This is a genomic window from Candidatus Eremiobacteraceae bacterium (assembly GCA_035710745.1).
GTDB lineage: Bacteria > Vulcanimicrobiota > Vulcanimicrobiia > Eremiobacterales > Eremiobacteraceae > JANWLL01.
The window spans coordinates 37,812-63,710 of the sequence record DASTCX010000006.1 but is presented as its reverse complement, the minus strand read 5'-3'; the positions used below and the strand labels follow the sequence as shown (position 1 = coordinate 63,710).

General features: G+C 63.4%; 23 protein-coding genes and 1 tRNA gene. 9 read left to right on the top strand and 15 right to left on the bottom strand.

What is annotated here, in order from left to right:
• Positions 1-73: 73 nt before the first annotated feature.
• On the top strand, positions 74-2,209 hold the full coding sequence (locus VFO25_02905) for a hypothetical protein (GenBank protein HET9341852.1): 2,136 nt from the start codon (positions 74-76) through the stop codon (positions 2,207-2,209).
• A gap of 4 nt (positions 2,210-2,213) precedes the next feature.
• On the opposite strand, the gene VFO25_02900 is transcribed toward VFO25_02905, so the two are convergent.
• The 3 genes from VFO25_02900 to VFO25_02890 form a co-directional block, all read right to left on the bottom strand.
• Entirely contained in the window at positions 2,214-2,960 is a 747-nt protein-coding gene (locus VFO25_02900; protein ID HET9341851.1) for an HD domain-containing protein, read from the bottom strand.
• Positions 2,961-3,032: 72 nt separating this feature from the next.
• Positions 3,033-3,653 (bottom strand): LysE family translocator, encoded by a 621-nt coding sequence (locus VFO25_02895; protein ID HET9341850.1) that lies wholly within the window; start codon positions 3,651-3,653, stop codon positions 3,033-3,035.
• Between the two features lie 88 nt (positions 3,654-3,741).
• The gene (locus VFO25_02890; GenBank protein HET9341849.1) at positions 3,742-4,575 is read right to left on the bottom strand and encodes a type III secretion system chaperone; all 834 of its coding nucleotides are present in this window, start codon (positions 4,573-4,575) and stop codon (positions 3,742-3,744) included.
• 179 nt (positions 4,576-4,754) lie between these two features.
• On the opposite strand from VFO25_02890, the gene VFO25_02885 reads away from it, so the two are divergent.
• Positions 4,755-6,023 carry a hypothetical protein gene (locus tag VFO25_02885; protein HET9341848.1) on the top strand — a complete coding sequence of 423 codons (1,269 nt, stop codon included), beginning with the start codon at positions 4,755-4,757 and terminating at the stop codon, positions 6,021-6,023.
• 14 nt (positions 6,024-6,037) lie between these two features.
• Positions 6,038-7,099, top strand: a complete 1,062-nt coding sequence (locus VFO25_02880) for a hypothetical protein (GenBank protein ID HET9341847.1) — start codon at positions 6,038-6,040, stop codon at positions 7,097-7,099.
• 16 nt (positions 7,100-7,115) lie between these two features.
• Here the strand turns inward: VFO25_02880 and VFO25_02875 are convergent, their stop codons facing one another.
• Positions 7,116-8,123: a hypothetical protein gene (locus VFO25_02875; GenBank protein ID HET9341846.1), complete on the bottom strand. Its 1,008-nt coding sequence runs from the start codon at positions 8,121-8,123 to the stop codon at positions 7,116-7,118.
• Positions 8,124-8,324: 201 nt separating this feature from the next.
• Here VFO25_02875 and VFO25_02870 point away from each other — a divergent pair, with 201 nt between their 5' ends.
• Positions 8,325-8,972 carry a hypothetical protein gene (locus VFO25_02870; GenBank protein HET9341845.1) on the top strand — a complete coding sequence of 216 codons (648 nt, stop codon included), beginning with the start codon at positions 8,325-8,327 and terminating at the stop codon, positions 8,970-8,972.
• On the opposite strand, the gene VFO25_02865 is transcribed toward VFO25_02870, so the two are convergent.
• Both VFO25_02865 and VFO25_02860 read right to left on the bottom strand, forming a co-directional pair.
• On the bottom strand, positions 8,962-9,462 hold the full coding sequence (locus VFO25_02865) for a methylated-DNA--[protein]-cysteine S-methyltransferase (protein HET9341844.1): 501 nt from the start codon (positions 9,460-9,462) through the stop codon (positions 8,962-8,964). The genes VFO25_02870 and VFO25_02865 overlap by 11 nt on opposite strands.
• Positions 9,444-9,857 carry a VOC family protein gene (locus VFO25_02860; protein ID HET9341843.1) on the bottom strand — a complete coding sequence of 138 codons (414 nt, stop codon included), beginning with the start codon at positions 9,855-9,857 and terminating at the stop codon, positions 9,444-9,446. Before VFO25_02860 ends, VFO25_02865 begins: the two co-directional genes overlap by 19 nt.
• 127 nt (positions 9,858-9,984) lie before the next feature.
• Here VFO25_02860 and VFO25_02855 point away from each other — a divergent pair, with 127 nt between their 5' ends.
• A complete protein-coding gene (locus tag VFO25_02855) occupies positions 9,985-10,275 on the top strand; it encodes a hypothetical protein (GenBank protein HET9341842.1) in 291 nt (96 codons plus the stop codon).
• On the opposite strand, the gene VFO25_02850 is transcribed toward VFO25_02855, so the two are convergent.
• Positions 10,272-10,628, bottom strand: coding sequence for a DUF6582 domain-containing protein (locus VFO25_02850; protein HET9341841.1), 357 nt, complete (start codon positions 10,626-10,628; stop codon positions 10,272-10,274). The genes VFO25_02855 and VFO25_02850 overlap by 4 nt on opposite strands.
• Positions 10,629-10,721: 93 nt before the next feature.
• Here VFO25_02850 and VFO25_02845 point away from each other — a divergent pair, with 93 nt between their 5' ends.
• Positions 10,722-11,126, top strand: a complete 405-nt coding sequence (locus VFO25_02845) for a VOC family protein (GenBank protein HET9341840.1) — start codon at positions 10,722-10,724, stop codon at positions 11,124-11,126.
• A gap of 10 nt (positions 11,127-11,136) precedes the next feature.
• Here VFO25_02845 and VFO25_02840 read toward each other — a convergent pair whose 3' ends face one another.
• Positions 11,137-12,363, bottom strand: coding sequence for a hypothetical protein (locus tag VFO25_02840; GenBank protein ID HET9341839.1), 1,227 nt, complete (start codon positions 12,361-12,363; stop codon positions 11,137-11,139).
• 549 nt (positions 12,364-12,912) lie between these two features.
• On the opposite strand from VFO25_02840, the gene VFO25_02835 reads away from it, so the two are divergent.
• Positions 12,913-13,425 (top strand): GNAT family N-acetyltransferase, encoded by a 513-nt coding sequence (locus VFO25_02835; GenBank protein ID HET9341838.1) that lies wholly within the window; start codon positions 12,913-12,915, stop codon positions 13,423-13,425.
• On the opposite strand, the gene VFO25_02830 is transcribed toward VFO25_02835, so the two are convergent.
• From VFO25_02830 to VFO25_02815, 4 genes are all read right to left on the bottom strand, one after another.
• Entirely contained in the window at positions 13,398-14,099 is a 702-nt protein-coding gene (locus VFO25_02830; protein ID HET9341837.1) for a serine protease, read from the bottom strand. The genes VFO25_02835 and VFO25_02830 overlap by 28 nt on opposite strands.
• Positions 14,100-14,211: 112 nt before the next feature.
• On the bottom strand, positions 14,212-15,327 hold the full coding sequence (locus tag VFO25_02825) for an ABC transporter substrate-binding protein (GenBank protein HET9341836.1): 1,116 nt from the start codon (positions 15,325-15,327) through the stop codon (positions 14,212-14,214).
• Positions 15,328-15,352: 25 nt separating this feature from the next.
• On the bottom strand, positions 15,353-16,315 hold the full coding sequence (locus VFO25_02820) for a tetratricopeptide repeat protein (GenBank protein ID HET9341835.1): 963 nt from the start codon (positions 16,313-16,315) through the stop codon (positions 15,353-15,355).
• A 419-nt stretch (positions 16,316-16,734) separates the two neighbouring features.
• Positions 16,735-16,807: transfer RNA gene (locus VFO25_02815), tRNA-Gly, on the bottom strand.
• Between the two features lie 144 nt (positions 16,808-16,951).
• Here VFO25_02815 and VFO25_02810 point away from each other — a divergent pair.
• On the top strand, positions 16,952-17,368 hold the full coding sequence (locus VFO25_02810; protein ID HET9341834.1) for a hypothetical protein: 417 nt from the start codon (positions 16,952-16,954) through the stop codon (positions 17,366-17,368).
• An 87-nt stretch (positions 17,369-17,455) separates the two neighbouring features.
• Here VFO25_02810 and VFO25_02805 read toward each other — a convergent pair whose 3' ends face one another.
• The 3 genes from VFO25_02805 to ligD all read right to left on the bottom strand — a co-directional run bounded on the left by VFO25_02805 (position 17,456) and on the right by ligD (position 22,426).
• Complete coding sequence (locus VFO25_02805; protein HET9341833.1) at positions 17,456-19,600, bottom strand: DUF5916 domain-containing protein; 2,145 nt, start codon at positions 19,598-19,600, stop codon at positions 17,456-17,458.
• Between the two features lie 154 nt (positions 19,601-19,754).
• Positions 19,755-21,458: an ATP-dependent DNA ligase gene (locus VFO25_02800; GenBank protein ID HET9341832.1), complete on the bottom strand. Its 1,704-nt coding sequence runs from the start codon at positions 21,456-21,458 to the stop codon at positions 19,755-19,757.
• Positions 21,455-22,426 (bottom strand): non-homologous end-joining DNA ligase, encoded by a 972-nt coding sequence (gene ligD, locus VFO25_02795; protein ID HET9341831.1) that lies wholly within the window; start codon positions 22,424-22,426, stop codon positions 21,455-21,457. The genes VFO25_02800 and ligD overlap by 4 nt, the downstream gene beginning before the upstream one ends.
• 151 nt (positions 22,427-22,577) lie before the next feature.
• On the opposite strand from ligD, the gene VFO25_02790 reads away from it, so the two are divergent.
• Complete coding sequence (locus VFO25_02790; protein ID HET9341830.1) at positions 22,578-25,697, top strand: hypothetical protein; 3,120 nt, start codon at positions 22,578-22,580, stop codon at positions 25,695-25,697.
• Positions 25,698-25,899 lie beyond the last annotated feature (202 nt).

Below are 25,899 nucleotides of genomic sequence, written 5' to 3'. Positions count from 1 at the left end.
CTTGCCTGAAAATGCAACTAGTGAATTAGTTGTAGTGACAAGCCCGGGCGTATCCGGTTTTGAGGAGTCGATCGTGCACCGCCTCGGAACAGCGCTCTCGTCCGTCTGCCTCATCGCGACCATTTGCTTCGCGATCGCCCCGGCTCCGGCCGCCGCTGCCGTCGAAACGCTTCATCTCGACTCTATAACGATTCCGTCGACGACGACGGCGCCGCCGATCGACGGAACGCTCGATAGCCCGGTGTGGAAATCGGCCGCCGTCGCCCACCTCGGCTACGACCTACGCTACCACGCCACGGCGACGCAAGCGACGACGCTGTATCTCATCACGGACGGGCCGTTCCTCTACGTCGGCATCGATGCGCGCCAGAGCACGCCGATCCGAGCGACCGAGCATACGAATGGCGTCGGTCTCGACACCGACGACGAAGTCCAGGTCGATCTGTGGCCGAACGGCACGAGCGGTTTCCGTTACAAGTTCACGTCGACGCCGATCGGCACGCACTACCAGTTCTCGACCGAGAACAACTCGTTCGAGCCGGAGTGGTGGACGGTCGGGCGTATCGTCGACGGCGGGTACATCATCACCGAGAAGATCCCGCTCTCCGTCATGCACGGCACCGGCTCGGGCAGTTGGCGCGTCCAGTTCATCCGCTACCTCGCGGTGACGAACGACGTCCTCGTCTGGAGCTGGGGCGCGTCGCAACAGAACTTCAACGACGTCACGTATTCGGGATCGCTCAGCGGACTGCCGCGTCTGTCCGCGCAGCGCGGCAAGTCGCGCGTCGGCGTCTACGGCCTCGGTGAGCTCGCGCCGAAGTCGAACGGCGGCGACACGTCGCGTGTGGGCGCGGACATCTCGATCCCGATCGTCACCGGCACGTCGTTCGTCGCAACCCTGCATCCGGACTACTCGAACGTCGAGGTCGACCAGCAGACGATCGCACCGACCGCATTCCAGCGCATCTTCAACGACGTGCGTCCGTTCTTCACGCAGGGCGCGAACGTCTATAGCTATCCGCAGGGCATTTGCGAGAGCTGCCCCGGCATCGTCGAGTTCTACACCCCGAATATCCCGACGCCTCGCGACGGCTACGCAATCGAAGGGCAGCACGGGCTCTTCAGTTATGGAGCCCTCCACACCGAGATCACCGGCCGTACGGACACCGGTGACGCCATCGATTACGTCTCACCGAACCAGCGGACGGCGATCGATTTCCAAGGCAGCCAGGTCGACGCGGGCGCCGGCGTCATCGAAAAAGGGCCCGTGCACGATTTAGCCGACGGCATGACGTTCACGGAGAACAACCTCACCGACTTCCAAGTTTTCGCGCGCTACGGAAACGACTCGGGCTCGAATGTCGTCGAGGGCGGCGAAGCCCAGCGCTACGAGGCCGGCGCCGGCTGGTTCGACGCGAAGGGTGCGGCTGTCGGCGCCGTGATCCGCAAGGTCGGTGCCTTCTTCGATCCGGTCGACGGAATCGTTCAGCACCCCGATATCGCCGGCTACGACGTCAACTTCTTCGACCCGTTCAAGTTCGCCACGACCGACCGATTCACGGAATTCGATCTGAACGGGGATGTTAGCCGCTACCACGACCACACGGGGTCGCTCGACCAGACGAACGAAGGTGTCAACGCGTCGCTCACGACGCGGACATTGTTCAACCTCCAGGTCTCTACCGGATCGTCGTACCTGCTGCTGCCTCCGGTCTTCACGCCGGTGACGCAGCAAGGGATTCAGATCGGCTACAATCTCAACGGCCTTCTGCCGTCGTTCATCGGCTTCAACCGCGGCCGTTTCGGACCGGGCGAGCTCGATTCGTGGTTCCGGAGCGCGACGGTCCGTACGGGCACGCGCGGCGCGCTGACCCTCGAAGCTGACGACACGCAGCAGTTCGTCGACACAGGCGACCGCGCCACGCAGTGGCTCGATCGGCTCGATTACTCGTACCAGTCGGGGCCGGATCAGTCGTTCGCGTTCGGCGCGCGGCGCATCATCGGCCTCTCGCCACTGCTCGTCGCGTTGACGCCGCAACATTTCAACTTACGGCAACCGGCCGACGCGTGGAACCTCTCGGCCGCATACCACCGCAAGGTGCCGGGCGGCGAGCTGTACGTCGTCTACGGCGACGCGGCGACGTTCCAGACCTCGCCGCGTTTCATCATCAAGTATATCAAGTACTTCGGCGCCGACAAGGGCACCTGATCCGTCAGCTTTCGTACGGCTTGAACGGATCTCCCGATAGCACCTCATCGACGAAGTTCGGCAGGCTGAAACCCGGCACGCGCTTGTAACCGACGTCCGCGACGAACGAATGAGACGACGCCATCGGCTTCTTCTTCGCGACGACTGCCGTCGCGTCGAGAAACGCGTCGATGAACTTTGTCCGCGGCGCCGCGCCGAGGATGGCGACGATCTGATCGCGCGTCATGAGATCGAGGTAGGCCCCGAAATCCGCGCCGACGCCCGAGGCGACGAGCCGGACTTCGGGCTGCTTGTGGACGGCGATCGCACTATTGTCGTGGAGCGCGACGGCATCCCACGCGGCGTCCATCCGCGCATCGGACACGCCGTGCTTGGCGAGCAGGTCGCGCGCGACGAACGCGCCGTCGACCTCGAACGGGCGCGCGTCGCTCATGTGTGCGGCGGACATGCCCGAGTCGTGGAGGATCGAGGCGACGTAGACGATCTCGACGTCGTGGTCGATCTTCTTCGCCTTCGCGATCAGCTGCGCGAACAGATACGTCCGCAGCGAATGGTTGAAGATCTCGGGTGGGAGCGCCGCCTTTGCGATGCTGGTCGCCTCGTTCGCGAGATCGGTGTCGGGCACGGCGATACCGGCGATAGACTTCATCGGGGTCTCCGTGTTCGACGCAGCGGCGGCCGCCGGTTCGAGGCCCGCGACAAGCGGCGTAAGCGCGACTGCGGTAGAGAAGAGAAACTTCGATCGTTCCATGCGGCGGGCGTTCGGTGTAGCGGAGCGGGCGTCATCCGGCGTGGCACAGATTTGGCGCTTGCAGACGCCACCCTATGCATGTTCGGCGAGCACGGCGGCGGCGACGCCGAGGAGAAATGCCCCGCCGATGCGCTCGGCGAGCGCGCGCGCCGCAGGTTTGATCCCGCGAAGGCGGATCGCTTCGACGCTGAGCACGTACGCTGTCAGGACGACGAGTTCGATGAGCAGCGACGCGACGCCGAGGATGACGACCTGGATGAGCAACGGCGTGTGTGGATCGACGAATTGCGGCACGATGGCGCCGAAGAACACGAACGCCTTCGGGTTGGCGAGCTGTGTCAGCGTGCCGCCCACCCAGTTCTTCCCGACCGCCGGTCGACCCACGACTATGGCTGAATCGAGCTCTCCCGCGTGAGGCGACGCGATCGCGCGGACGCCGAGATAGGCGAGATACGCGGCACCGCACCATTTGAGGACGACGAACGCGTTCTGCGACGCGACGATAACCGACACAATGCCGAAAGCCGAGGCCGCGAAGTAGATCGTATTGCCGGTGAGGATCCCGGCGGCGGTCGCAAAGCCGGCTTGCTTGCGGCCGAGTGCGGCGCCGACGACTGCCATCACTGCCGGGCCCGGGATGAGGCAAAGGACGGTGTCGAGGGCGATGAACGCGAGAAGCGCCGAAGCGTGCATGTCCAGTCGCTTCTGCGCTTGACGTCGACTAGCCCCGGCCAAGAGGTGAGTCGTCAGCCCACGCGTTTGGACGAATGCACGATGCGGGTCACGCCGAGCGCTTGAACGCAGCCTCGAGAGCGTCGAGCGGAGACGGCGCAAGCGCGATCTTGAGGAGCGCTTCGTATTGCTCTTCGGCCGTCGAGCGGAGCAGAGCGATGATGCCGGCGAGATCGTCGCCGTCGAGTTGATCTGCGCGGCACTCGGCTTCGAGAAAGATCGCCTGCGAACGAGGTCCGAGCGAGAACCTCCAGGACATGAGATTCGAATTCGCGCGCATCGCCGTGTCGATGACCGCCATCCGCGCCGCCGGCTTATCCGGCAGCGCCATGACGTGCGTCCGCAAACAGATCCAGCCGTTCGACTCGCGGAGATCGACGATCCAGGAACGGAGCCGAGACCAAACGGGCACAAGCGCCCCGCCGTCGTCCAGGTCATGGAACTCGAGATTCGAGGCGCAGAGCAGCTCGTGAAGCGGCGACCCTTCGTCTTCTTCCGAGGCGCGTTCGGCGCGCTCGCCCGCGACTGATGCGGCCTGGACGGGCACTTCAATGTTGAGCCATGCGTCGTCGAGGCAGCGTCGCACTCGTGCGTCGAGGCGCGTGAACGCTCGCGCGAGGAATAGTTCGCCTTGTGCGGTGATCGAGATGTGCTTTTGGGCGTCGAGCGAGAGCAGGCCATAACGCACGAGACGCCGCTTCGCGAGATTGACGTTCGCCGAGAACAGCATGTGATCGACCGAGGCGATCGGCTGCGCGCTGACCGCAACGCCGTATTCGACCGCGAGCAGCGCGTGCAGATCCTTATCCGCGAGCGCGCCTTTGTCGCGAGCGAGTCTGAGGATATGGGCGTTGAGTTCCTGAGCTCGCGGCGTCTTTTCCATGACTTTAGTCTCCTGGAAGCCTCGCGCCGGGTCCAAAACTACCCTGGCGATGTCAGGTTACCACCGTCTGGCCACACCCGATAGACGCTCACAAAGTGACCGGGTCACCATATGCGACCCGCAAAGGCGCCTTCGGCGGCCGCACGAAAGCAAGCGATCTCGAACCATGGAGGCATGTCATGATAGCGCGCCGCCTTGCGTCTCTCGTCGTTTCCGCTTTGGTACTCGCCGCGTGCTCTGGACACGGTCAGCCCGCGACACCCGCCTTGCCAAACCCAGTCATACCGGACGTCGTCCAAAAGGGCGGCGGTGGTCAATTCGTCCAGTTCACTCCGAAAACGCTCGGTGCGCTGTATTCGGCGATCGTCCAAGGCCCGGACGGCAACATGTGGTTCCTCGATGAGAACGCGGCGCAACTCGTCCGGATGTCCATGAGCGGCACGATCAAAGAGTTCAACATAGAGGCGGAGCTGCCGGGCAACGCGGTATCGATGGCGGTCGGCCCCGACGGCAAGCTCTACATCTCCGACGAGGCGACGAGCATCACGCGCGTGACGACGAACGGGACCGCCGTCCAGATCCCGATCCCGAGCGGCGACAGCACCGCGATCGACGGGCTAGCCGCCGGCCCCGACGGCAACGTGTGGTTCGCCGAGTTCATGCACATCGCAAAAGTGACACCGGGCGGCGTCGTGACCGAATTCCCCTATCCGAGCGGCATCAACCAGTACGGCGGCGTTACGACGGGTTCCGACGGCAACGTCTGGTTCGCGCAGTCCGCGCAGAACCAGATCGGCCGCATCAACCCTACGACCGGCGTCATCAAGATGTTCACGATCTCCGCCTCCTGCACGCCGGCCTCAGTCGTGCTCGCGAAGGACAACAACGTCTGGTTCTTCTGCCTGACCTCGGCGCCGACGCTCGGCAAAATAACCCCGAGCGGCAACATCACGACCTACAACATCGGCGGCACGTTCGGTTCGAACGAGACCGAGCAGTTCTGCGCACGCGGCCCCGACGGCGAGCCATGGTGCGCCGCCGGCAACGACGGCACGATATTCCGCGTCAACACGTCAGCGCACACGGTCACAACCTTTACGCCTCCGCTCAGTCCGGGCGCAAGGCCCGACGCCGTCGCGGCCGGGCCTGACGGCAATATATGGATGGATTCCGTCGGCGGCGACATCGACGTACTCGTCATCGATCCGATGAAGGTGGCGCCGAACAAGCTGACGTTTTCGGGCACCGGCCAGATGATGACGATCACGGTGAGCGAGAAGGGCGTCGCGAGCTGGACCGCGTCGTCGACGAACACGTCCGTTGCGACCGTCGCGCAAGGCGGCTCCGCGTCGACGTTCGACGTCACGTCGGTCGGGGTGGGCACGTGCAAAGTGAAGATATCCGACAGCGTCGGCAATAGCGTCTCGGTTAACGTCACGGTCATGTAGGGTTTCGGCGACCGATGACCCCGATCAAGCGAGGCGCTGCGGCGCTTCGAGCCCTCATCACGATCGCTTCCGCCCTCGCCGCGTGCGTCGCCGCATCGTGCACGGTCAAGTCCGTTCCCGGTATCGTCACCGCCATGCCGCTTCCGTCGGGCGCAATCATCCGCGCGTCGAGCCTGGGCCAAGATGGACGCCTCTGGTTCACGTACATGGGAGACGGCGGCGATCCTGGCATCGGCTCGATCAGAACTGCGGGCGACGGCTCGACGATCGAACTCGCCCCGATGGCGTACGGTTATGCGGTCGACGATATCGCCGTGACGCCGTCTGGTATGGCGTGGCTCGCGCTCGCGTGCAACCCGGAGAGCTCGCCGTGCGGCAATTCCGGCTACACGAGATTCCCGGTCGCCAAGCCTACGACTTTGAAGATCCATCGCCTAGGCCGCGGCCGCGGCATTCCCGATGGCGTCTGGCTCGACTACGACGGTAGCGCATGGATCTCCGATAAGCGCGGAAACGACGTCACACACGTACGACTCGACGGACGACAGACGATGTACCCGCTCCCGGATCCACATTTCAGCCCGTACGGACTCGTCGGAACGAAGCGGGCGATCTACGTCGTCGGCGACGAGAAGGGCAAGATCTGCGTTCTTTCGCGGACCGGAGCGACGCACTGGGTCGCGATGCCGGATCCAACGTCGGCTCTCTCGAATCTCGCGGCCGGACCGGACGGCAGCGTCTGGGTCGCGGAATACGACGCCAACAAGATCGTGTCGGTCGGCGCCGATGACTCGGTGCGCACGTACGTCGTGCCGACGGCGAATTCGCAGCCCGATGCGATCGCCGTCGATTCCTCCGGTGTCGTCTGGTTCACGGAGCTCGACACGGATCGCATCGGACAGGTGACGGCGGACCACGCGATCCGCGACGCCCTCTTGCCTTACACGTTGAGCAGCCCGATCTTCGTCTTCCCCGGACCGTCGCAGACGCTCTACGTCATCGGGCTGCAAAGCCACTGGTTCGGACTGTATCGGACGTTTGTCGTCGCCCGTATCCCGGCAGCGTCGGCTTTCTGAAGTCGACGAACCTGCGCTAGAACGCGCCTAGCGGCCGCAGGCGCCAGCGCGCGCTCGACGCGATGCGATGCGCGAGCGGCTGGACGTACGGTTTGCGCGCACCGTTGAGCGGCCTCGTCGCGAAAATGCTGCCCGCGCTCAGACGATATGCTCGCTGCTCTTCTTGATACAAGGCCGTCGCTTTTCGGCGTTCCTCGAGATACTCGGCTTCGATGCCCGGCGCGGGCCGCTCGCCGGCAAGCATCCCCATGACGACGGGCACGAGCGATTCGCTCGCGCCGATGCCGAAGAGCGTCCTGACGTTCGCTTCGAATCGCCGCGCGCCGCGTTCGAAGAGCTCGTACGTATCGGCGACGACCTTGCCTTTCTCGTGCTGGGTAGTCATCGGATCCAGTAGGCGCTCGCGCGCCTCGTCGATATGCCTTTCGTATCCGCGATCGCGAGGCATGTCGAGCAGATCGTGGAGATGGCGCATCGGATAGCGCAAGCCGGTCGCGCGCGACATGAGCTTCACGACGTCGATGGACGGCTCGACTGCGAGCTCGCGAAGCGCCCGTGAGAAGATGAACGAGGTCTCGAGCAACCGGCAGCGCTGCCACGATTCGCTCGAAACGTCGACGGCACGGTCGCCGAGCACGTCAGTACCGTGGACGAGGCAGCGCCGGCTCCCGAAGACGGTCGGGATCTGATCCATCGCCTGGCCCGTGCTCGCGTGCACGCACGAGCTGTACGTGATCGCGTCGATGCACGTCTTGGGCAAGAAGCGCGGCTCGTGATGGAACAGCGGCGTGTACTGCTTTCCGAGCCGGACGTACGGAGAGAAGAACTGGTTGTTATCCCACGCCGACGTGTTGACGACGACGACGAGGTCGATGTCGGACAGGCCGGGGAAGCGGACGTTGCCGACGTGATAGATCGCGCTTGCTCGCGACCCGACGGCTGCGACGTAGTTGCGCACCGCTGCGTCGTAGACGGAGCGGTCGAGTCGCGCCGGGAAGTTCGTGAATTCGGGGTGAGCAGACATATTCGTCGGTGGCTCCTGCGGCCAGTAGCTCCCCCGGGCATGAACTTCGCATGAATCGACGCTGGTTTCCCTCTCTGCGGACTGGGCTTAAGGACCCATTATGGCATATGATCGCCCGCGCGCCAGGCAGGCAACGTGCACGGCAGTCCCCTACTTGTCAGCGCACAGCCACCACGTTGCTGAAATCGGGGAGAGATCGTGTTGAAACGAGTGACCTTAGCGCTGCTCGCGATGATCGTCGCGACGACCGTCGTCGCCCGCGCGGACCAACGCCCGTCGTACAACGGACCGCTCAATGCGTCCGAGCAGCAGTTCGTCAAGTCGTTGCAGGCGACGCTCGGCACGCGCTACGCGCATGAGAGTGACGCCGAGGCTGCGGGCTTCTTCCGCTACACCAACGAGGACGATACGGGCGCGATCAGTTTCGCGAACCGTCATTGGACCTCGGGCAGCATATCGCAGCCGTGCCAGTTGTGGTACGGCCGCGACGGCGCTCTGCTGGGCGTCGATTACTGCGAACCGTACAAGCCGGGAGCGGCACGGCCGACGATGTTCGGCGTCAATCCGGGCCGTTGGTTCGAGTTCGACGAGCACGTCCACTGGATCGGCACGGATCCGAAGACGGGCAAGCCGACGTACGATAATTACATCATGGCGCCGGATTTCCGCAAGGGTGGCGGCGACCCTGAGAACCCGTCCGCGGCGACGCTCGTCAAGATGGGAAAAGCGAAATCTGCTGGCTCGGTCCAGCGGATCTTCGAGTTCCCGTCGAGCTGGGATCTCGTCGTCTGGGTGAAGCCGAATCCGAAAGGCGCGTTCGCCTGGAAGAACCCGCTCGTCAAACCTTGACGAGCGACAGCCGGCCGAACTCGAGATCGAGGAGCGTCCGCTTCCGCCAAAGCCCGCCGCCGTAACCGACGAGCTTGCCGTCGGCGCCGATGACCCGATGGCACGGGATCACGATGACGATCGGATTCGCGCCGTTCGCAGCGCCGACGGCGCGAGCCGCCGTCGGATCACCGACGCGCGCGGCGAGCTCGCCGTACGAGATCGTCTCCCCGTAGGGGATGCCGAGCAGCGCGTTCCACACGCGCATGTGAAACGGTGGTCCTTGCGGCCGCAGCGCGACGTCGAACGTCTTGCGCTTGCCGTCGAAGTACTCGACGAGTTGCGCCTCTATCGCGTGGATATGCCGGCGAGCGGATGGTTCTCCGCTCGCCGGTTTGGCTTTCTGGCCGCGGCGAGCGAAGAGGAGCTCCGATATACCATCCTCGCCGGCGCGCGCGACCAGTGGTCCGACAGGCGTATCGAAGACCGCCGTCAGGAGCTCGCCGGGCAATTGACCATCCAGTCGATGCCGTACTTGTCGGTGAACATCCCGAACCACTGACCCCAGAACGCTTTCTCGAATGGGACTTCGACCTTGCCGCCGGCCGAAAGCGCGTTGAAGACGCGCTTCCCGTCGCCTTCGTTGTCTGCAGATACGCAAAGCGAGATCGGTCCGTCGCCGTACGTCGTCGTCGGCTGCGAGTCCGAAGCCATGAAGGTGATCCCGGGCGCCGAGAACGTCGAGTGCATGACGCGATTGCCCATGTCGGCGGGCATGCCCATGTCGGCGGGCGCGTCGCTCCAACGCGAGATGTCCTTTATGTCGCCGCCGAGGACGCTCTTGTAGAAATTGAGCGCTTCCTCGCAGCGGCCGCCGGTGATGAAGATATACGGTGCCAACTCCATGAGCGGTCTCTCCTGTTCGATCGTCGGGTGAAGGGCCGACGCGGTTCTCCGCGGGGCCGATACGTGCCTTCGCTCTGGTCGGGCCCAAGGAAGGCACGCCTCGACCGGTCGAACGGCGACCACAATAATGAGTGATGCAAGCGGACTCATCGACCGGCTCGCGATCATGCTGCACCAAACCTCCGAAGATCATCACGTCGCCTATGCCGCGACGGACGGGGTCGATGCCGACTGGTCGATCTGGTACGCCGGCCATCTCATCGAACTCGGCATCGAGGGCTTGCTCGACGCCAAGCTGCTCAAGAGCGATCTCATCTACTTGCTCGTGAAGGTGGACAAGGAGATGAATCTCGAGGCGCCAGGCGCCCACTGGGAGCGATGGTACGCCGCCCGTCTGCTCGCGACGTACCGGCCCTAGCGTCCTTTGGCGGCCCTCAACGCCGACGATGCGCGCCGTTTTCTCGTTGCGGTAGCGCGCTTCGCGCGCGCGCTGCGGTTTCGCTGCGGATGCTTGCCCAGGTCGCGCCAGCTTGATTCACTCAGCTCGACGCCGTAGTGGCGCGCGGCCTTCTTTATATTGGCGAATGCCTGCGCGCGCTCGCTATCTGAGGCCGATGTCACCTGATCGAAGCGCGCCACCGCGTTGCGGACGTGGCGCGCGTCGGTCAACGGCTCCTTTCGCAGCTTCGGGAAAGCGTACGCGCTGTCGGGCAGATCGCTCTGCGCAGTCAGGCGTCCGTGCTTCTCATGCGGTTTCCATGTCGTTCTCATGCGTAGGTCTTACCCCGGCCGTCGACCGTTTACGCGCCTCACTGCTGCCGCCCCGAGTTTGTCGGCGCTCAGGGCGGGTAGGAGGGAGGCGTGATGGGCGTCCACGTCTACGGGATCAATCACGTCGCCATCGAGGTGACGGACATCAAGAAGGCGGTCGCGTTCTACACCGACGTCTTCGGTCTCGAGAAAAAGGACGAAGGCGAGGGCGACGCGTTCTTCAAGATCGGCGAGCATCAGTTTCTCGCGCTGTTCGAAGTCGAGAAGATGACGCCCGACCGGACTCGCCACTTCGGGATCATCGTCCGCGACGAGCGCGAAATCAAAGCGGTCAGGGAAAAAGTCGCGGCCAAGTACGGCCTTCGGCTCTTCCCCGGATTCCGCTGCGATTTCCTGGACCCGTTCGGCAACCGCATCCAAGTCGTCGATCTGCATGACGAGTCGCTCGTGTGGCTGCTGCCCTATCAGGAAGTCCAGAAGGTAGGCATCAAGTTCTGATCGTTACTGGTCAGAGGAACGCGACCTCGCCGGAGTACGGCCCAACGCTCGTCGCCGGCGCCGGTCCGAGATTGCTCACCGTAGCGCCGTCGTAGATGCCCGACCCGGTGAGCAGCATCGTGTGTTGGTAGTGGACCCAGGTGAACGGGAACGGGACCGGCACCTTCGTCGGATTGACGACCGCGGCGCACTGCCCGACGTCCGTGCCGTTCACGTAGCAATCCTTGTAGCGGCGCGCGTACGCTCCGCCCGGCTTGAGAAGATCGGTCTGAACGCTCACGTTTAGCTTGTACGGGTTCAGCATGACGACGCCGGATTCGGGCTCGACGCGCAAGTTCGACGCGCCGACCCCGAAATTCGACTCGTAGATCGTGTATCTCGGATCGTACTCGAGCATCATCGAAGCGAAGTGGTAGTTCCTGAATGCGATCGCCTGCGGCGTCGACCCGTCGCTCGTGTCGTTGCCGTGGCAGACGAAGTACTTCTGGCGCTGAACCGCGTGGATCTCGATCGCCAGCTGATTGAGCCACTCGGTCGTGTTCGGAGGTGCGCAGGCCTCGGCTTCGCCGCCGGCGGCCGGGCCGTCGAGCAGCGCGTTCGCCAGCGGCATCCACGTGTGGTAGCCGGGAGCAAGACCGTTGAAGATGACCGGTTTGCCGGAGAACGCCTGCATGGCGCCCTCTTGCGCTTCTTCCGCCGCCGTCCACTCTTGCGTCGTCACGGTTCCGCTGCCGTCTGCTGCGCAAGGCGGCGCCGGAACAGCGAAGGTGAACGGATTGTCCGCCGTGTCCTCATACAGCGCCCACGTCTCACCGCCGGCCGCGACGAAGTTCGTGTACCATTGCTCCCACGCCGCGAGGGTCCCCGGGATCCGCGGATCGGTGACATAGATAAGCGGATGGTTCGGTTTCACCCACTCGACCGGTTGACCGTCGCACGTCAGCGCGACGTCGGACATGCTTAGGGTCGGGTTCGTGCCTGATTGGTCGTTGGGGATGTAGTGATCGATGTCTGTATAGGGGATCGGCTCGATCCCCGCGGACGAATACGCGTCGGCCTGTGCTGCGCCCGAGTTCGTGTGCCCGATCGACAGGTACGGCTGCGCTTGCGACAATGTGATCGCAAGCGTGTCGTTCGTATCGACGCTCGTCAAAAGGTGCGGGCTCGGCATCGGCGCCGGGCCGCTGAATCCGTCGTTGTGACCGACCTGCGATTGCGATGCGCCCAGCCCGGGCATTAGCGAATCGCCTCTCGTCGGCATCGAGCTGTTCGAGCCGGTACAGCCAGCTAGTAGTAGCGTGGCGCACGCAACGCCGAGAACACGCTTAGACATCTCCCAACAACCCCCACACGGTAGATGTTAGCGGCTCGGTTAAGCACGCGCCGCTCGCCCATCGCATTTGAGATTCGGCAAAGATGTATCGCGAGTTCCTGTGTCGCGATGCATGTGCGAGTCGCGTCACGGGCGCGGTGTGCGCTAACGTTCGCGATCGATGATCGAGTGTTGAACGCCAGATGACAGCGTGAGCTCGGACATTACCATGAGTCACTCACCCGGCACGGTAAGGCAACCGTGCGGTACTGATGGAGCGGTCGACCTTTATGGTCGACCGCAGACGACCTTGCATTGAAGTCGTCTGTAGCGGTCGAGCTTTAGCTCGACCGGAGACGGCTTGCAATTGGCAGACCGCGGTGGTCGAGCGTAAAGCTCGACCGCTCCATCGTACTGGCGGCTTGCGACTTCGAGGTAGCCTCGCTCGCCGGCAAGAACGACGAGCGCAATCGAATGGAAATCCGCGCTGCTCGACCTGATGATGCGCTCGGCGTCGCTCAGGTCCACGTCCGTTCCTGGCAGGCGGCATACAAGGGTTTGTTGCCCGCTGAATATCTCGACTCGCTGCGCGCAGAAGAGCGTGCAGTACGTTACGATTTCGCGCCTGCAGATCAGATGGCGCCGTTCACGCTCGTCGCCGTCGACGGCGGTTTGATTCGCGCATTCGCGACTGTCGGCGCGTCGCCCGACTCACCGGCTCGCGAAACCGGTGAGCTCATGGCGCTGTACGTCGACCCCGACGATTGGAGGACTGGCATCGGTCGCGTCCTTATCGATCGCGCGCGTGGAGAGCTTCGCCGTCGTGGTTTCGCTGATGCCGTGTTGTGGGTGCTCGACGGAAACGCACACGCCGAAGCCTTCTACGAGCACGATGGCTGGATCCGGAGCGGTAGTCGCCGCCGCCAGCGCGTTTGGGGGATCGAGGTCGACGAAATCGCCTACACGCGCCGCCTAGACGACCGCTGACGACCGGATTTCGAAGAAGCTGCGGTCGCGAGCGCGGTCTCGATCGGCGCGATCGGCTCGCATTCGACGAAGACGATGTCGCCGAACTGGTCGCGTCGTGCCCCTTCGAGGATGCCGAGCAACCTGCCACGTGCATCGAAGACGCCGGCACCGGAATCACCGTGATCGCATGACTCGCAATCGATCCCGAATCGCCCGTCGGCAGGTCCCTCAGGTAACGTCGGGTCAAGGTCGCTCACTGACGCTTGCGATTCCACATACCTTTGCGTGAGCCGATGGCCCCAGACGTGGACGTCCTCACCTGGCGACGGCTGACCAAAGGCTGCGAGCGAAGGGCGGCCGTCGTATGCGCTCGTCTTGAGGACGGCTAGATCGAACCCCTCGATCCGATCGATCTCGACAACGTTCAACATCGCGCCCGAGTCGAGCTGGACGCGAGGAATGGCGTTCGCTATGACGTGTGCGGCGGTCGCGATGACGAGCGCACCGCCCTGTTGACCGACGATCACGCCGGCCCCGATATTCGTCACTGCGCCTCTCGCGGCGTACACGATGACAGTCTCATCGGCGTTCGTGGTGTCGATCGGTGACGCTAGCGACGGCGTTGGAGCGAAGACCGTGCTCGATGCCGACGCGATGAGGATGGCGACGATCCCGACGCGCGCTGATCGCATCTTGGACCCTCCTGCCAGCCTCCCGCAGGAAGATACCTAATGCGCTCGTGGTTGGTTTCGCGCCCGCGATTAGCCCGTTATTGCGCGCTGCGTGAAGTCGATTCGGCTGAGGTTAGAGTCCGGTGGCCGCACTTTCCGCTGTCAGCGTTGGCTCCGCATCGAATCCTTTATACGGGCAGTGGCGGCACCCGCTCGAGCAGCACGCACCTCGTCGTCTCAAGAAATCCGCCGTCATCACTTCATAGCCCGTCGTCGGATCTGCATACGTCGCGAGACCACGAGCGCACGCGTCGCTATGACGGCGGTTGATCTCGGCGGCGATCCGCGCTTCGCCGTACGGTAGCCAGGCCGTGCGATAGTGCTTTTTCCCAATGCCGTGGATGATCTCCGCGAGTATTTCAGCTGTGTCGGCGATCGATGTGCCGGATCGATTGAAGTACGCGTTGCCGTCGGCGAAGATCACGTTTCCGTCTCTGACCGCACGGAGCCGGTTCCAGCCGGGAAGCGATTCGAGGTACGAGATTTCCTTTAGCGTCCTGTCGAGATCGAATCCGCACGGCGCGACGATGAGGATGTCGGGATCAGCGCTTTCTACTTCTTGTAACGTCGCTTGCGAGGAATACGATGAGCCATCGCCGAGCGCGACCATCCCGTTTGCCGCTTCGATCAGCTCCGGCATCCAATTGCCGGCGACGAAGATCGGGTCCGTCCACTCGAGGACGAGAACGAGCCGCGGAGTCGTACCGCCCGTCGCGAGGCGCACCGATTCGATTTGCGCTTTCAGATCTGCGATGAGAGCGCTTGCCGCGTCTTCGAGGCCGACAGCCCCGCCGATCGACGCGATATCGTCGAAGATGCCCTTGACGCTGCCCGCTTGGAGCGCGACGACGTGTCTCCCCGCGTCCGTTCCGGCTCGCCGCGCATCGTCCGGCGTCACAGCGCAGACGTCGCAGTGGACTTGGGCGATCAAAATGTCGGCGTGCAAAGTTTCGATGAGGTCCGCGTCGATCGAGTAAAGAGGTTCTCCGGTTCGGAGACGTCGCCTCACTTCAGCATCGATCTCGCCGCTCGTCTGCGAGACGTCGAACGTCGGACGCGTGCACGCAGGTAGCCGGCGCACCCACACCGGCCGGTCGCACTCATGCGATCGACCGACGAGGCACTCGCCGGCGCCGAGGGCGCAGACGATCTCTGTGCCGCTTGCGAGGAGCGAAACTATGCGGGGCACGTAATACTACTTCAGCCGTCTAACCCTAATAACCGCGCTCTTGCATGATCACTTGGATCTGCTGGACGTGAGGCGAGTCGCCCGCGAGCTTGTAGAGCTTGAGCGCCGTGCGAAAGTCGCTTGCTGCTGCTTTTCGGTCGCCGTGACCATCCTCGAATAGGGCCCGGCTGTAGTAAGCCTCTCCTGATTGCGGTTCGAGACGGACCATCGCGTTGAGGTCGTCGAGCACGGCGCTGTCGCGGTTGAGCATCCCGTTGACGCGCTCCAACGTACCGTATGCGTTGATGTCGTTCGGGTGCAGTTTGATCGCCTGACCGCACGTTGCGAGAGCGTCTTTGTACTGCTCGGCATCGGCCTCGATCTGGCAAGCAAGGTCGTACGAAGCAGGGTCGCCATTGCCCGCTTTGATCAGACGGCGCGCATCGTCCAACGCACCAGCTGTATTGCCCATTTCCATGCGCAATTGCATGCGCATCTTGATCAAGGCCGTCGATTTCGGATTGATGTGGATCGCCGCATCCAGATCCGACGACGCCGCACTCATGTTGTGCGCTTCGACGTCCGCGGCTGCGAGCGACGTGCGGATATCCAGGTTGTTCGGGTCGAGCTTCACCGCGCGCCGCAAATCGGCTGCTGCTCCTGCCCCGTCGCCTTCTTTCGCCCGCGCGTATCCTCGGTTCATGAAAACGTTCGAACTATCCGGATTCTGCTTGAGGTAGGCCGTGAAATCCGTGTCGGCTCCCGCATAGTCACCGAGCCGATATCGGTCCTCTCCACGGCCTCCAAGCGCGGCGGAGTCGTCGGGCGACAGCGCGAGCACTTGCGTGTAGTCGCTGAGAGCGTCTTTATAATCGCCGATGTCATCGCGGGCGATCGCGCGGTCGCGATAAGCGTCTGTATTGCTTGGATCAGCCGCGATCGCTAAGGTGAATTGCTCGATCGCGCCGTTGTAGTCACCCGACTCCGCACTCGTGACTCCAGCCTGCACATATCCTACCGCCAGCGACGAACCGTTAGCGGACGGCGTGGGCACGGGCGGCGGAGCTGCAACAGCATAAGCGCCCATGGTTAGAAACGCAAAACAGACACCGGTCATCAATAGGGAAGAGATGAAACGCATTGCGATCGCCGCTCTACAGATCACGCGAAAAACGCAATCGGCCGGAATCGAACGTACCGGACTACCGAGTGAGAGAATTCCATCGCGTCCGCTGCCTTACCTCGTCACACAAATCTCTCTTTCGGCTAAGGACCCCAGGCCCACCGCTGCATTTGCGCGCCGCCCGGGGCCGAGTCGTCGACCTTCGGACCGCCGAATTCCCGGGCATCTCGACGGCGACGTTGAGAATACGCGAGACAAATGAAAGCGGCCGAGCGCGATGCTCGGCCGCCGTGTTCCACGTTATAAGCGGGAGACGGGCCTCGAACCCGCGACCCTCAGCTTGGGAAGCTGATGCTCTACCAACTGAGCTACTCCCGCGAGGCTGCCTTCATTGGCTTTTCCCGCCAGCGAATCCCGTCGCATGTCCGCTGAACGCAGAGGCGGCGCCGCTGCTTGAGCGAACCGGACGCCCGTGAGCGGCGTGTGATTTCACGCCGCAAAACGAATATGGGAGGAAGGGCAATGAAGTTATCCATAGCGGCGCTTGCGCTCGTCGCGATCGCCTGTATCGCAACCGCCGTCAGCGCGAAAAGCGATTCCATCACAATCAAACTCGTGGCACAACACGGATCGATGCAGACCGGTTCGGCGACTCTCACGGCGATGGGAAGCAAGACGCAGGTCGTCCTAAGCCTGTCGCACACGAAGGGATCCGAACCCGCGCACATCCATCCGGGATCGTGCGCGAATCTCAACCCGGTGCCGAAGTATCCGCTGTCGAATGTCGTCGGCGGCAAGTCGACGACGGTCGTCGATGTGCCGCTCGCGTCGCTCGAGACCGGTCACTTCGCGATCAATGTCCACGCCGGACCTGGGCCGTTGATCAAGAAGTACGTGAGCTGCGGCGACATCCCGGCGAGCAACGGGTCGGCGATGTAGCGGTTCCGACGATCTGGGCAGACCGCGGCGGTCGAGCTAAAGCTCGACCGCTACGTTTTTTGGGGGAAGGTCGCGGAGGTCTAGTCGTCAGGTGCCTTTTTGGGCGCCGAAGTAGTGGACGAACTTGATGATGAACGCCGGCAGCGTGTTCAGCTGGTTCGGGTCGCCGTAGACGAGGTATAACTCGTTCGGACCGATGTGGTGGTAGTACGCGAGCGAAAGATTCGACGCGTCGGAGAAGCATCCGGGCGATACGAAACGCGGCGAGCACGCCCCCGACGGCTGATGCAGATTAAGAGGCGGCGGCGTTACGAATGGGCTCGTGCCGATGATGTGGCGCACGCCAAGCGCGAGCGACGACTGCGGATCGATCTGATACGCAAAGCTCGCCCGCTCCAGCCACTGTACTTCCTTGGCACCTTCGAAGTCGAGCGTTTGGTTCGTGTTATCGCCCTCGAGCGTCAGCGTTCCACGCGGTCCGGTGCGAAGCGTCGCAAGGCGGGTCGTCGTGCGCAGATAGCCCGGCCCGAAACGCCCGATGTTGTACGTCACGGTCGTCGGCGCGTTCGTGTTCGGTCCGTAACTGAGCGCGGCGCCGTTCTGGTCGATCGTCGACCCGTACGCGCCGATGAGGAAGTACTGATAACCGCTCGTCGCCTGAAATTGGAATTGCGACTTCGTGTTGATCGTCAACACGGTGAACGCGTCGGCGAGCCCGAGTTTGCCGGCGCTGTTGTCGTAGTGCTGGATGTCTTGCGAGAGCGTGTAATTGAGGACCGGGGCGGTCGGTGCGAAATCCCACGTCTTTGTCATGTAGAGCGACGGGCCATGCAGGTCGTTCGCCGTGACGAACGTGTCGAACGGAGCGAACTGCTGACCGATCTCGTGGTACGCCGGATAGAAGCCTTCCTTTTGCGTGTAGAGGTTGAGGCCCCACTCGCGCATGTACGCTTGACCCGGATCGGTGACGAACGATCCCGTCTCTTGGGCGTCTGTGAAGTAGATGCTCGAATTTCGCCGGTTCCCTTCGATGAGCTGATACATGTTCGTGCTGTCGAAGACGCCGGGTAAGATCGTGCTGAAATGCATGACGTGCCCTTGCCAATACCTGTCGGGCGTCGTCCACGACAGGCTTTCGGCATTGTCTGAGCGGCCGAAGTGCCCGAGCGCATCGAAGGCGGAAAAAGAGGCGAGGCCCTGAACGCCCTCGACCGCATAGCCGTCGGTCGGCGTCGGGATCGCCGGGGTATAGAGGAACGGATAGTCGACGCAATCGTTGCAGTTGAAGTTCTGAAACGAGTTCGAGCCCTGCGTGAAGAACGGGCGCACTTCGCTGAACTGGCGCGCGAACGCGGTCGGCGAAATCGATTGCTGGTCGCGGTCGACGTTCGAATAGTCAGGATGGAGCGTGCTGAAGAACGACGACGTGTTCGTTATCGGAAGGGAGATGTCGGCGCCCATGTGCGATGTGTCGCCGCCTGCAGAACTCGAGCCGACCTGGCCGAGCGCATAAACGCCCACACGCGGCGACGGCCGCAGGCTCGCTCGCACCGGCGACATGCCGGTGAGGTAGCCCACGAAGGTCGAGTTGTCGACGCCGTTCTGCGACGGATCGTGCGCCCACTCGAAATCTTGGTTCGTCACGTGGACCGCGCGTTCGAACTGCACGCGCCACGTCGTACGGCCGTCGCCCCGCATCACTTTGAGCGGGATGCGCATCGTGACTATGTAGCCGTCCGGCGTACGCGATCCGGCCGACGTCCAGGACGGCGCGAACGCCGAATTCTCTGATGAGAACTCGTTGTGCGTGCCGATAGGCGTCGCGACGAAGAAATATTCGAAACCTTTGTCGCCCCCGGGCCAGAAGTAGACGCGCACGACGTCGTCCGCCGCGAGCGCGACGTCGTTCGTGCGGATCGTCGCGGTCACGGGTTCCTTCTGCTGCGCGACCACCGCCACATAGACGAACTGCGAGTCCGCCATGATGTAAGCGTCGGTCTTCTCCTCGGCTGGGCGCCGGAATTGGTAATCCCAGTCGAGGGAGACGTGCGTCGCCTGCTTCCAGGCCGGATCGTTCATCGTGCCGTCGATCTTGGGATCCTCGGCGACCTTGGCGATCGCCACAGTGAACGACGCGGTGTCCGCACGGGCCGCAACGCTGTCGAGCGTCAGCAAGAACGTACTCGCGACGACGCAGAAAGCTAGAACCGCGAACGAGGTTTTCAGCTTCATATCTCTTCAACCGCTATTCAACTAAGGAATTAGTTGCTGGCTCGACTGTAGCACAAGTCTCCGGGAATGCCAAGTGGTTATAACGCGATATTGCAGAGGTCAGCGAATTGTTTCTTGACGGGGCGTCCGGACGGATGAAAATGCTGAAAAGGCGTCAATCGGCGACGAGAGCGAGCGCGTCGCGCAGCGTCGACGCCTGCCCCGGCCCTTTATCCGGCCGGAGCCTTACGACGCGTGGAAAGCGCATGGCCAGCCCGGACTCGTGCAGCGAACTGCGCTGGATGATGTCGAATGCGATCTCGACGACGATGGTCGGCTCGACGACGAGGCGGCGGCCTTCGTCGACGAGCGCGTGGTCGAGGAACCAGCGCGTCATCGTCGCTATCTCCGCGTCGGTGAGTCCCGAGTACGCCTTGCCGATCGTCACGAGCCGATCGCCGGCGCGGACCGCGAACGTGTAGTCCGACAGGACGTCGTTGCGTTTTCCATGTCCGTATTCGACGGCGACGACGACGCAATCGAGCGTCGCGAGCTCCTTCTTCAGCTTGAACCATTGCTTGCCGCGCCGGCCAGGCGTGTATGTCGACGCGAGCGCTTTGATCATGAGCCCCTCGTTGCCGCGCATGCGGGCGGCTTCGAAGGCGGGCTCGAGGAGCGACGCGCGTTCGTGCGCATCTCCGCGCAGCGTGACGAATGTCGCGACGGCGAGCAGCACGTTGCTTCGAGCCGATGCGGGCAGGCTTTCGATCCACGCTTCGAGCCGAGCGCGGCGCTCGCCGAGCGGACGGTCGAAGAGCAAGTCATCGCGCTCCGCCAAGATGTCGAAGACGACGAGCGCGAGCGGCACGCCCTCGATGTGCGACGCATCGACGACCTTGCGCTGCAGCCGGCCCTGGAGATGCTGGAACGGGAGCGCCCGCCCGTCCTTGAACGCGAGCAGTTCGCCGTCGACGATCGCGTGGGGCACGCCCGGCGCTGCTAGCGCGTCGACCACCTCGGGATACGATCTCGACACCTCGTTCAACCGCCGGCTGAACAATCTGACCGAACCGTCGTCGCAATGGGCCTGGATGCGGATCCCGTCGAACTTGTCCTCGAGCAGATACTCGCCGGGCTCGAGCTCCTTGTAGTCGCCGCCGAAGCGCAGCGGCGATGCGAGCATGAATCCGATCGGCTTGCCGTACGCGACGCCGGCTTTTTCGAGTCTTCCCGCCCGCGCAAGCCCGGCGACGGCGCCGATGTCGCCGATCGCCATGAGCGCGCGGCGAACGTCGGCCGCGTCCGCGCCGTACGCGACAGCAAGCGCGTCGACGGTCAGCGCTTGCTTCAGACCGATGCGCATATCGCCCGTCGCAAGCTTGACGAGATAGCGCACTTCGGCCGCCGTCGCGTCCGAGAGCAGGCTCGCGAAGAGCGACGTCCGCTTCTTGTTCGCGCCGGCGCCGACCGCACCCGCGATCTCGCGAAATATCGAAGCGACACGCCCGATCGTCAGCGGCGCCGCGAATAGTGTCGGGCGCATCGCATGCGATGCGAGATCGGCGAGCGCGTTTCCCAGATCGCCGTGTCGGCTGTAGGCGTCGCGGAGCGATCGATCGTCGATCTCGAATACAGACCTCGCCGCGTCGATCGCGAGCCGCCCGCCAAGCCGCAGCGACGGCGAACCCGGCGGCGTCGCATCGCCGCTCGCGAACGACGCTGCCGCGGGGAGCGCATCATCGGGTACGCTCCTCAAGTAGGCTGCGACGATCTGGATCTTCTCGTTCCGCTTCGTCGTCGCGGCGACAGCGTCGCACATCGCCGCATAGTCGCGCAGCGGCGCTTCGGCGACGATTGCGGCTGAGGACTCGCCGCTCACGTTTTGCGCCGTCGCCCTGAGAAGAGTCGCTTCAGGTCCACCCGGCCTGTTTTCGCCAGCATCGGTTTCCACAAGTCTCCGGATCGGCGTAGCAGCGCAGGCACGTTGTCGATGCGGAAATCGTCGATCTCGACGCCCTTTTCGATCTGGCGCCAGGTCACGGGCATCGAAACCGTTGCTTTCGGCGTCGGGCGTAACGAGTAGATCGACGCGAGCGTGCGCCCCCACGCGTTCTGATTGTAATCGACGAGTATCCGGTTCTTCGGCCGCTTCGCGATGCGATACTCCGCCGTGATGAGCGTCGGATTCGCGCGCGCGAGCTCGACCGCGATCGCCTTTGCGACCGTCCAGACCTCCTTCTGCGTCGGCCCGCGGACGATCGGCACGTAGACGTGGATGCCGCGCGATCCGGTCGTCTTCGCGTATGCAGACATGCCGATCGCGTCGAGCGCGTCGCGGACGATGATCGCCGTCTCGCGCACTTGCACGAACGAGCCGCCTTTGACCGGATCGAGGTCGAAGTGCAGGTAGTCCGGCCGGTCGACGTCATCGCAACGCGCGTACCAAGGATTCAAGTCGATGCAGCCGAGGTTGATAACCCAGAGCAGCGCGGCGAGATCGTCGATCACCGGGAAGTCGATGACATTGCCGCTGCGATGATCGACCCGACACGTGCGGATCCAATCGGGTCGCGGCGACGGCGCGCGCTTCATGAAGAAAAACGGCGCGGCGGCGCCGTTCGGGTATCGCTTCATGACCATCGCGCGGTCGGCGATGTGCGGCAGCAGATACGGCGCGACGTCTGCGTAGTAGCGCAGCAAATCGCGCTTCGTGATCGCCGGCCAGAAGTGCTTATCGAGGTTCGTCAGCGACACGGCTCGGCCGGCGACGTCGACCGTCGCGTCTTTGCTGACCTCGATCGGATCCGCCGCTGCCGTGCTGCGTTTGCCCTTGCGCTCGGCCTTCATCCGACGCGGTTATACCCGCTCAACGCTTGGCGGGCCTTGCCACAGCATTGTCATGGCGTGGGAATCACGCATAACAACCGCGACCGCGAGAGGGTGCCGGCGCCGCTACTGATAATGTAGTTGCGCTTTGCGTCACCGATAGGAGGCTTCCGTGCTCGCAATCATCGGCGTTTTCGCCGCTGTTTCTGTCGCCATGGCCCCGCCCGAGTCGACTCCGCCGCCAACGCCGGCGCCAGCGACCAGCGCTCCGGTCACGCCGGCGCCCGCTCCGAAGGGGTCGCCGAAACCGAAGGCGTCGCCGACGCCGTCGACGCCGTACGCGGCGCTCTCATGGCGCGAAGTCGGCCCGGCTGCCGCAGGTGGCCGTGTCGCGGCCGTCGCGGGCAGTGCGACCGATCCGAATCTCTACTATATAGGTGCGGCCGGCGGCGGCGTTTGGAAGTCCGAAAACGGCGGGCAGACTTGGGCGTCGGTCTTCGACGATCAGGACACTCAGTCGATCGGTGCCGTGACGATCGCCCCGAGCGACGACAAGACCGTTTGGGTCGGCACAGGCGAGGCGAATCCGCGCAACGATGTCATCCTTGGCGACGGCATCTTCAAGTCGACCGACGCCGGTGACTCTTGGAAGAAAATGGGCCTCGACCAGCTCCATTCGATCTCGCGCATCGTCGTCGATCCCGCGAACGTCAATCACGTCATCGCGGGCGGCATCGGCAACCTCTTTAAAGACAGCCCTGCCGGCGGCGTCTACGTCACGAGCGACGGCGGCAAGACGTGGACGCATTCGCTCTACGTCGGCCCGTCAAGCGGCGCATCCGACATCGCGATCGACCCGAAAGACGCGAACGTCGTCTATGCCGGCATCTGGCAGTTCCGCCGTCAACCATGGACCGCGTCGAGCGGTGGGCCGGACGACGGCCTCTACAAATCGACCGACGGCGGGAAGTCCTGGACCAAGCTCACCGGCCACGGATTGCCGACCGGACTCATGGGGCGCATCGCGCTTGCGGTCTCGCGTTCAGATCCGAATCGCGTCTACGCCCTCATCCAGAGCAAGGAAGGCTTCTTATTCCGTTCGGACGACGCCGGCGCGAACTGGACGATGGTGAGCGACAACACGCTCATCGACCAGCGGCCCTTCTACTTCTCGCACATCGACGTCGATCCGACGAACAAGGACCGCGTCCTTTCCGTCTCCATGTTCCCTGCGGTGAGCAAGGACGGCGGCAAGACGTTCAAAGAGGTCGCGGGCGATCTTCACCCCGACTACCACGCTATTTGGATCGCGCCCGACAACCCGAAGCGGATGATCGTCGGTCAAGACGGCGGCGCGATGGTGACGAACGACGGCGGGCAGAACTGGTTCTTCTCGCGCAACTACGCGATCGCGCAGATCTATCACGTCGGGCTTGACGACAACAATCCGTACACGGTCTGCGGCGGCATGCAGGACAACAGCGGCTGGTGCTGGCCGTCGAACAGCCTCGATGCCGACGGCATCACGAATTCGTACGCTTTCCAAACGGTCGGCGGCGACGGCGTGTGGGTCGTGCCCGATCCCGGCAATCCCGACTACATCTGGGGCGACTCGGAAGACGGCTCGGTCGGAATTTGGATGCTCAAGGAAAAACGCACCATCAACACCGCTCCCGATCTTGGCGGCTTCAACGGCTTCACGTATTCCAAGGACAAGTATCGGTTCGATTGGGATTCGCCGATCGCGTTCGCGCCGTGGGATCCGCACACCGTATGGTACGGCGGCAATGTCGTCTTCCAGTCGCACGACGAAGGTAAGATCTGGACGCCGATCAGCCCGGATCTCACCCTCAACGACAAGTCGCGTCAGACCATCCCGGGCGGCCCGATCAACTACGATTTCTCGGGCGCCGAGACGTACGACACGATTCTCGACATCGAAGGCAGCACGATCGGCCGCGGCGAGATCTGGGTGGGCACCGATGACGGTCTCGTCCAGCTGACACGCGACGGCGGCAAGCACTGGACAAACGTGACGCCGAAAGGCGTGCCGCCGTACGGCCGGTTCGAGATCGTCGCGCCGTCGACGTTCGCCGACGGCACCGCGTTCGCGGTCGACGACCGCCATTACAGCGGCGATACGACGCCGTACGTGTTCAAGACGACCGACTTCGGCAAGACGTGGACATCGATCTCAGCGGGCCTGCCATCGGAACCGGCCCGAGCGATCCGCCAGGATCTTGTCAACCCGAATCTCGTCTACGTCGGTCTCGAGAAGAGCATCTGGGTGTCGTTCAACGGCGGCAAGTCGTGGAAGACGCTGCAAGCGGGTCTACCGCACACGGCAGTCTTCGACATCCGCATGCAGAAGACGTTCGACGATCTCGTCATCGCGACGCACGGCCGCGGCGCGTATATCATGGATGACATCCGGCCGCTACAACAGCTCGACACGGCACGCGCAGCGGGCGACTACGTCTTCCAGCCGATGCCGACGTACGAGTACAACCAGACGGAACTCGCCGAAGGAACGTACACCGAATACGGCGCGCCCAATCCGCCGAGCGGCACGGTTCTATACTTCTATCAGGCAAAGCCCGGAAAGAAGCCGCCGGTCATCGACTTCTACGACTCGGCCGGTCATCGCATCCGGCACGTCATCGGTTCGCGCACGAACCCGACGACCGGCAAGAAGACGCCGTTCGTGAAGAACGAGATCGGCCTCAACCGCTTCGTGTGGAACCTACAGACCGACCCGATCACGCCGTGGCGCGGTGCCGCGAATCCGCAGGCGCGGCAACCCGGCTTCGGTCTCCAGGTCGTGCCCGGGACCTATCGAGCGCGCTTCACGTGGTCGGACGGCAAGGTCGAGTCGCGGACGTTCGACGTCCGGCCCGATCCACAGTCGAAGCTGACGGCAGCGGACTATAAGGCGACCTACGACTTCGTCGAGGGTCTCCGTTCCGACGTCGAGGGCATCGACGTCGCTCTCAACTCGATCGACGCGCAGTTGGCTCGACTCAAGAAGCTGAACACGCCGGTCGCGACGAGCGCCGTGACATCCGGTAATGCGCTCGAGAAGATGCTGACGGCGAACTACAAGAACGAAGAGGACGGCATCCTCTGGGCGCCGGGCCTGCGCGAGGATATCCAGGGTGCGCTCTTCTCGGCGTTCTCGGAAAGCGCACCGTACGCACCGTCGTATCGTGCCGCGGCTATCCTCAAGCCGCGCTACGAAAAGGCGATGTCAGACGTCTCGTCCTGGATCGCGATGGCGAAAGCGATCAAGTAACGCGCGAACTCCACCGACGATCTACCATCGACCATCGACCGCTCCTCTTAAGAAAGGGAGCGGTCGAGATTTATCTCGACCGCCGCGGCCTTGCAATCGCGCCTCAAATGGAGCGGTCGACCTTTACGGTCGACCGCCGCGGCCTTGCAATGCAAGGTCACCTTCGGTCGAGCTAAAGCTCGACCGCTACATATTAGATCGT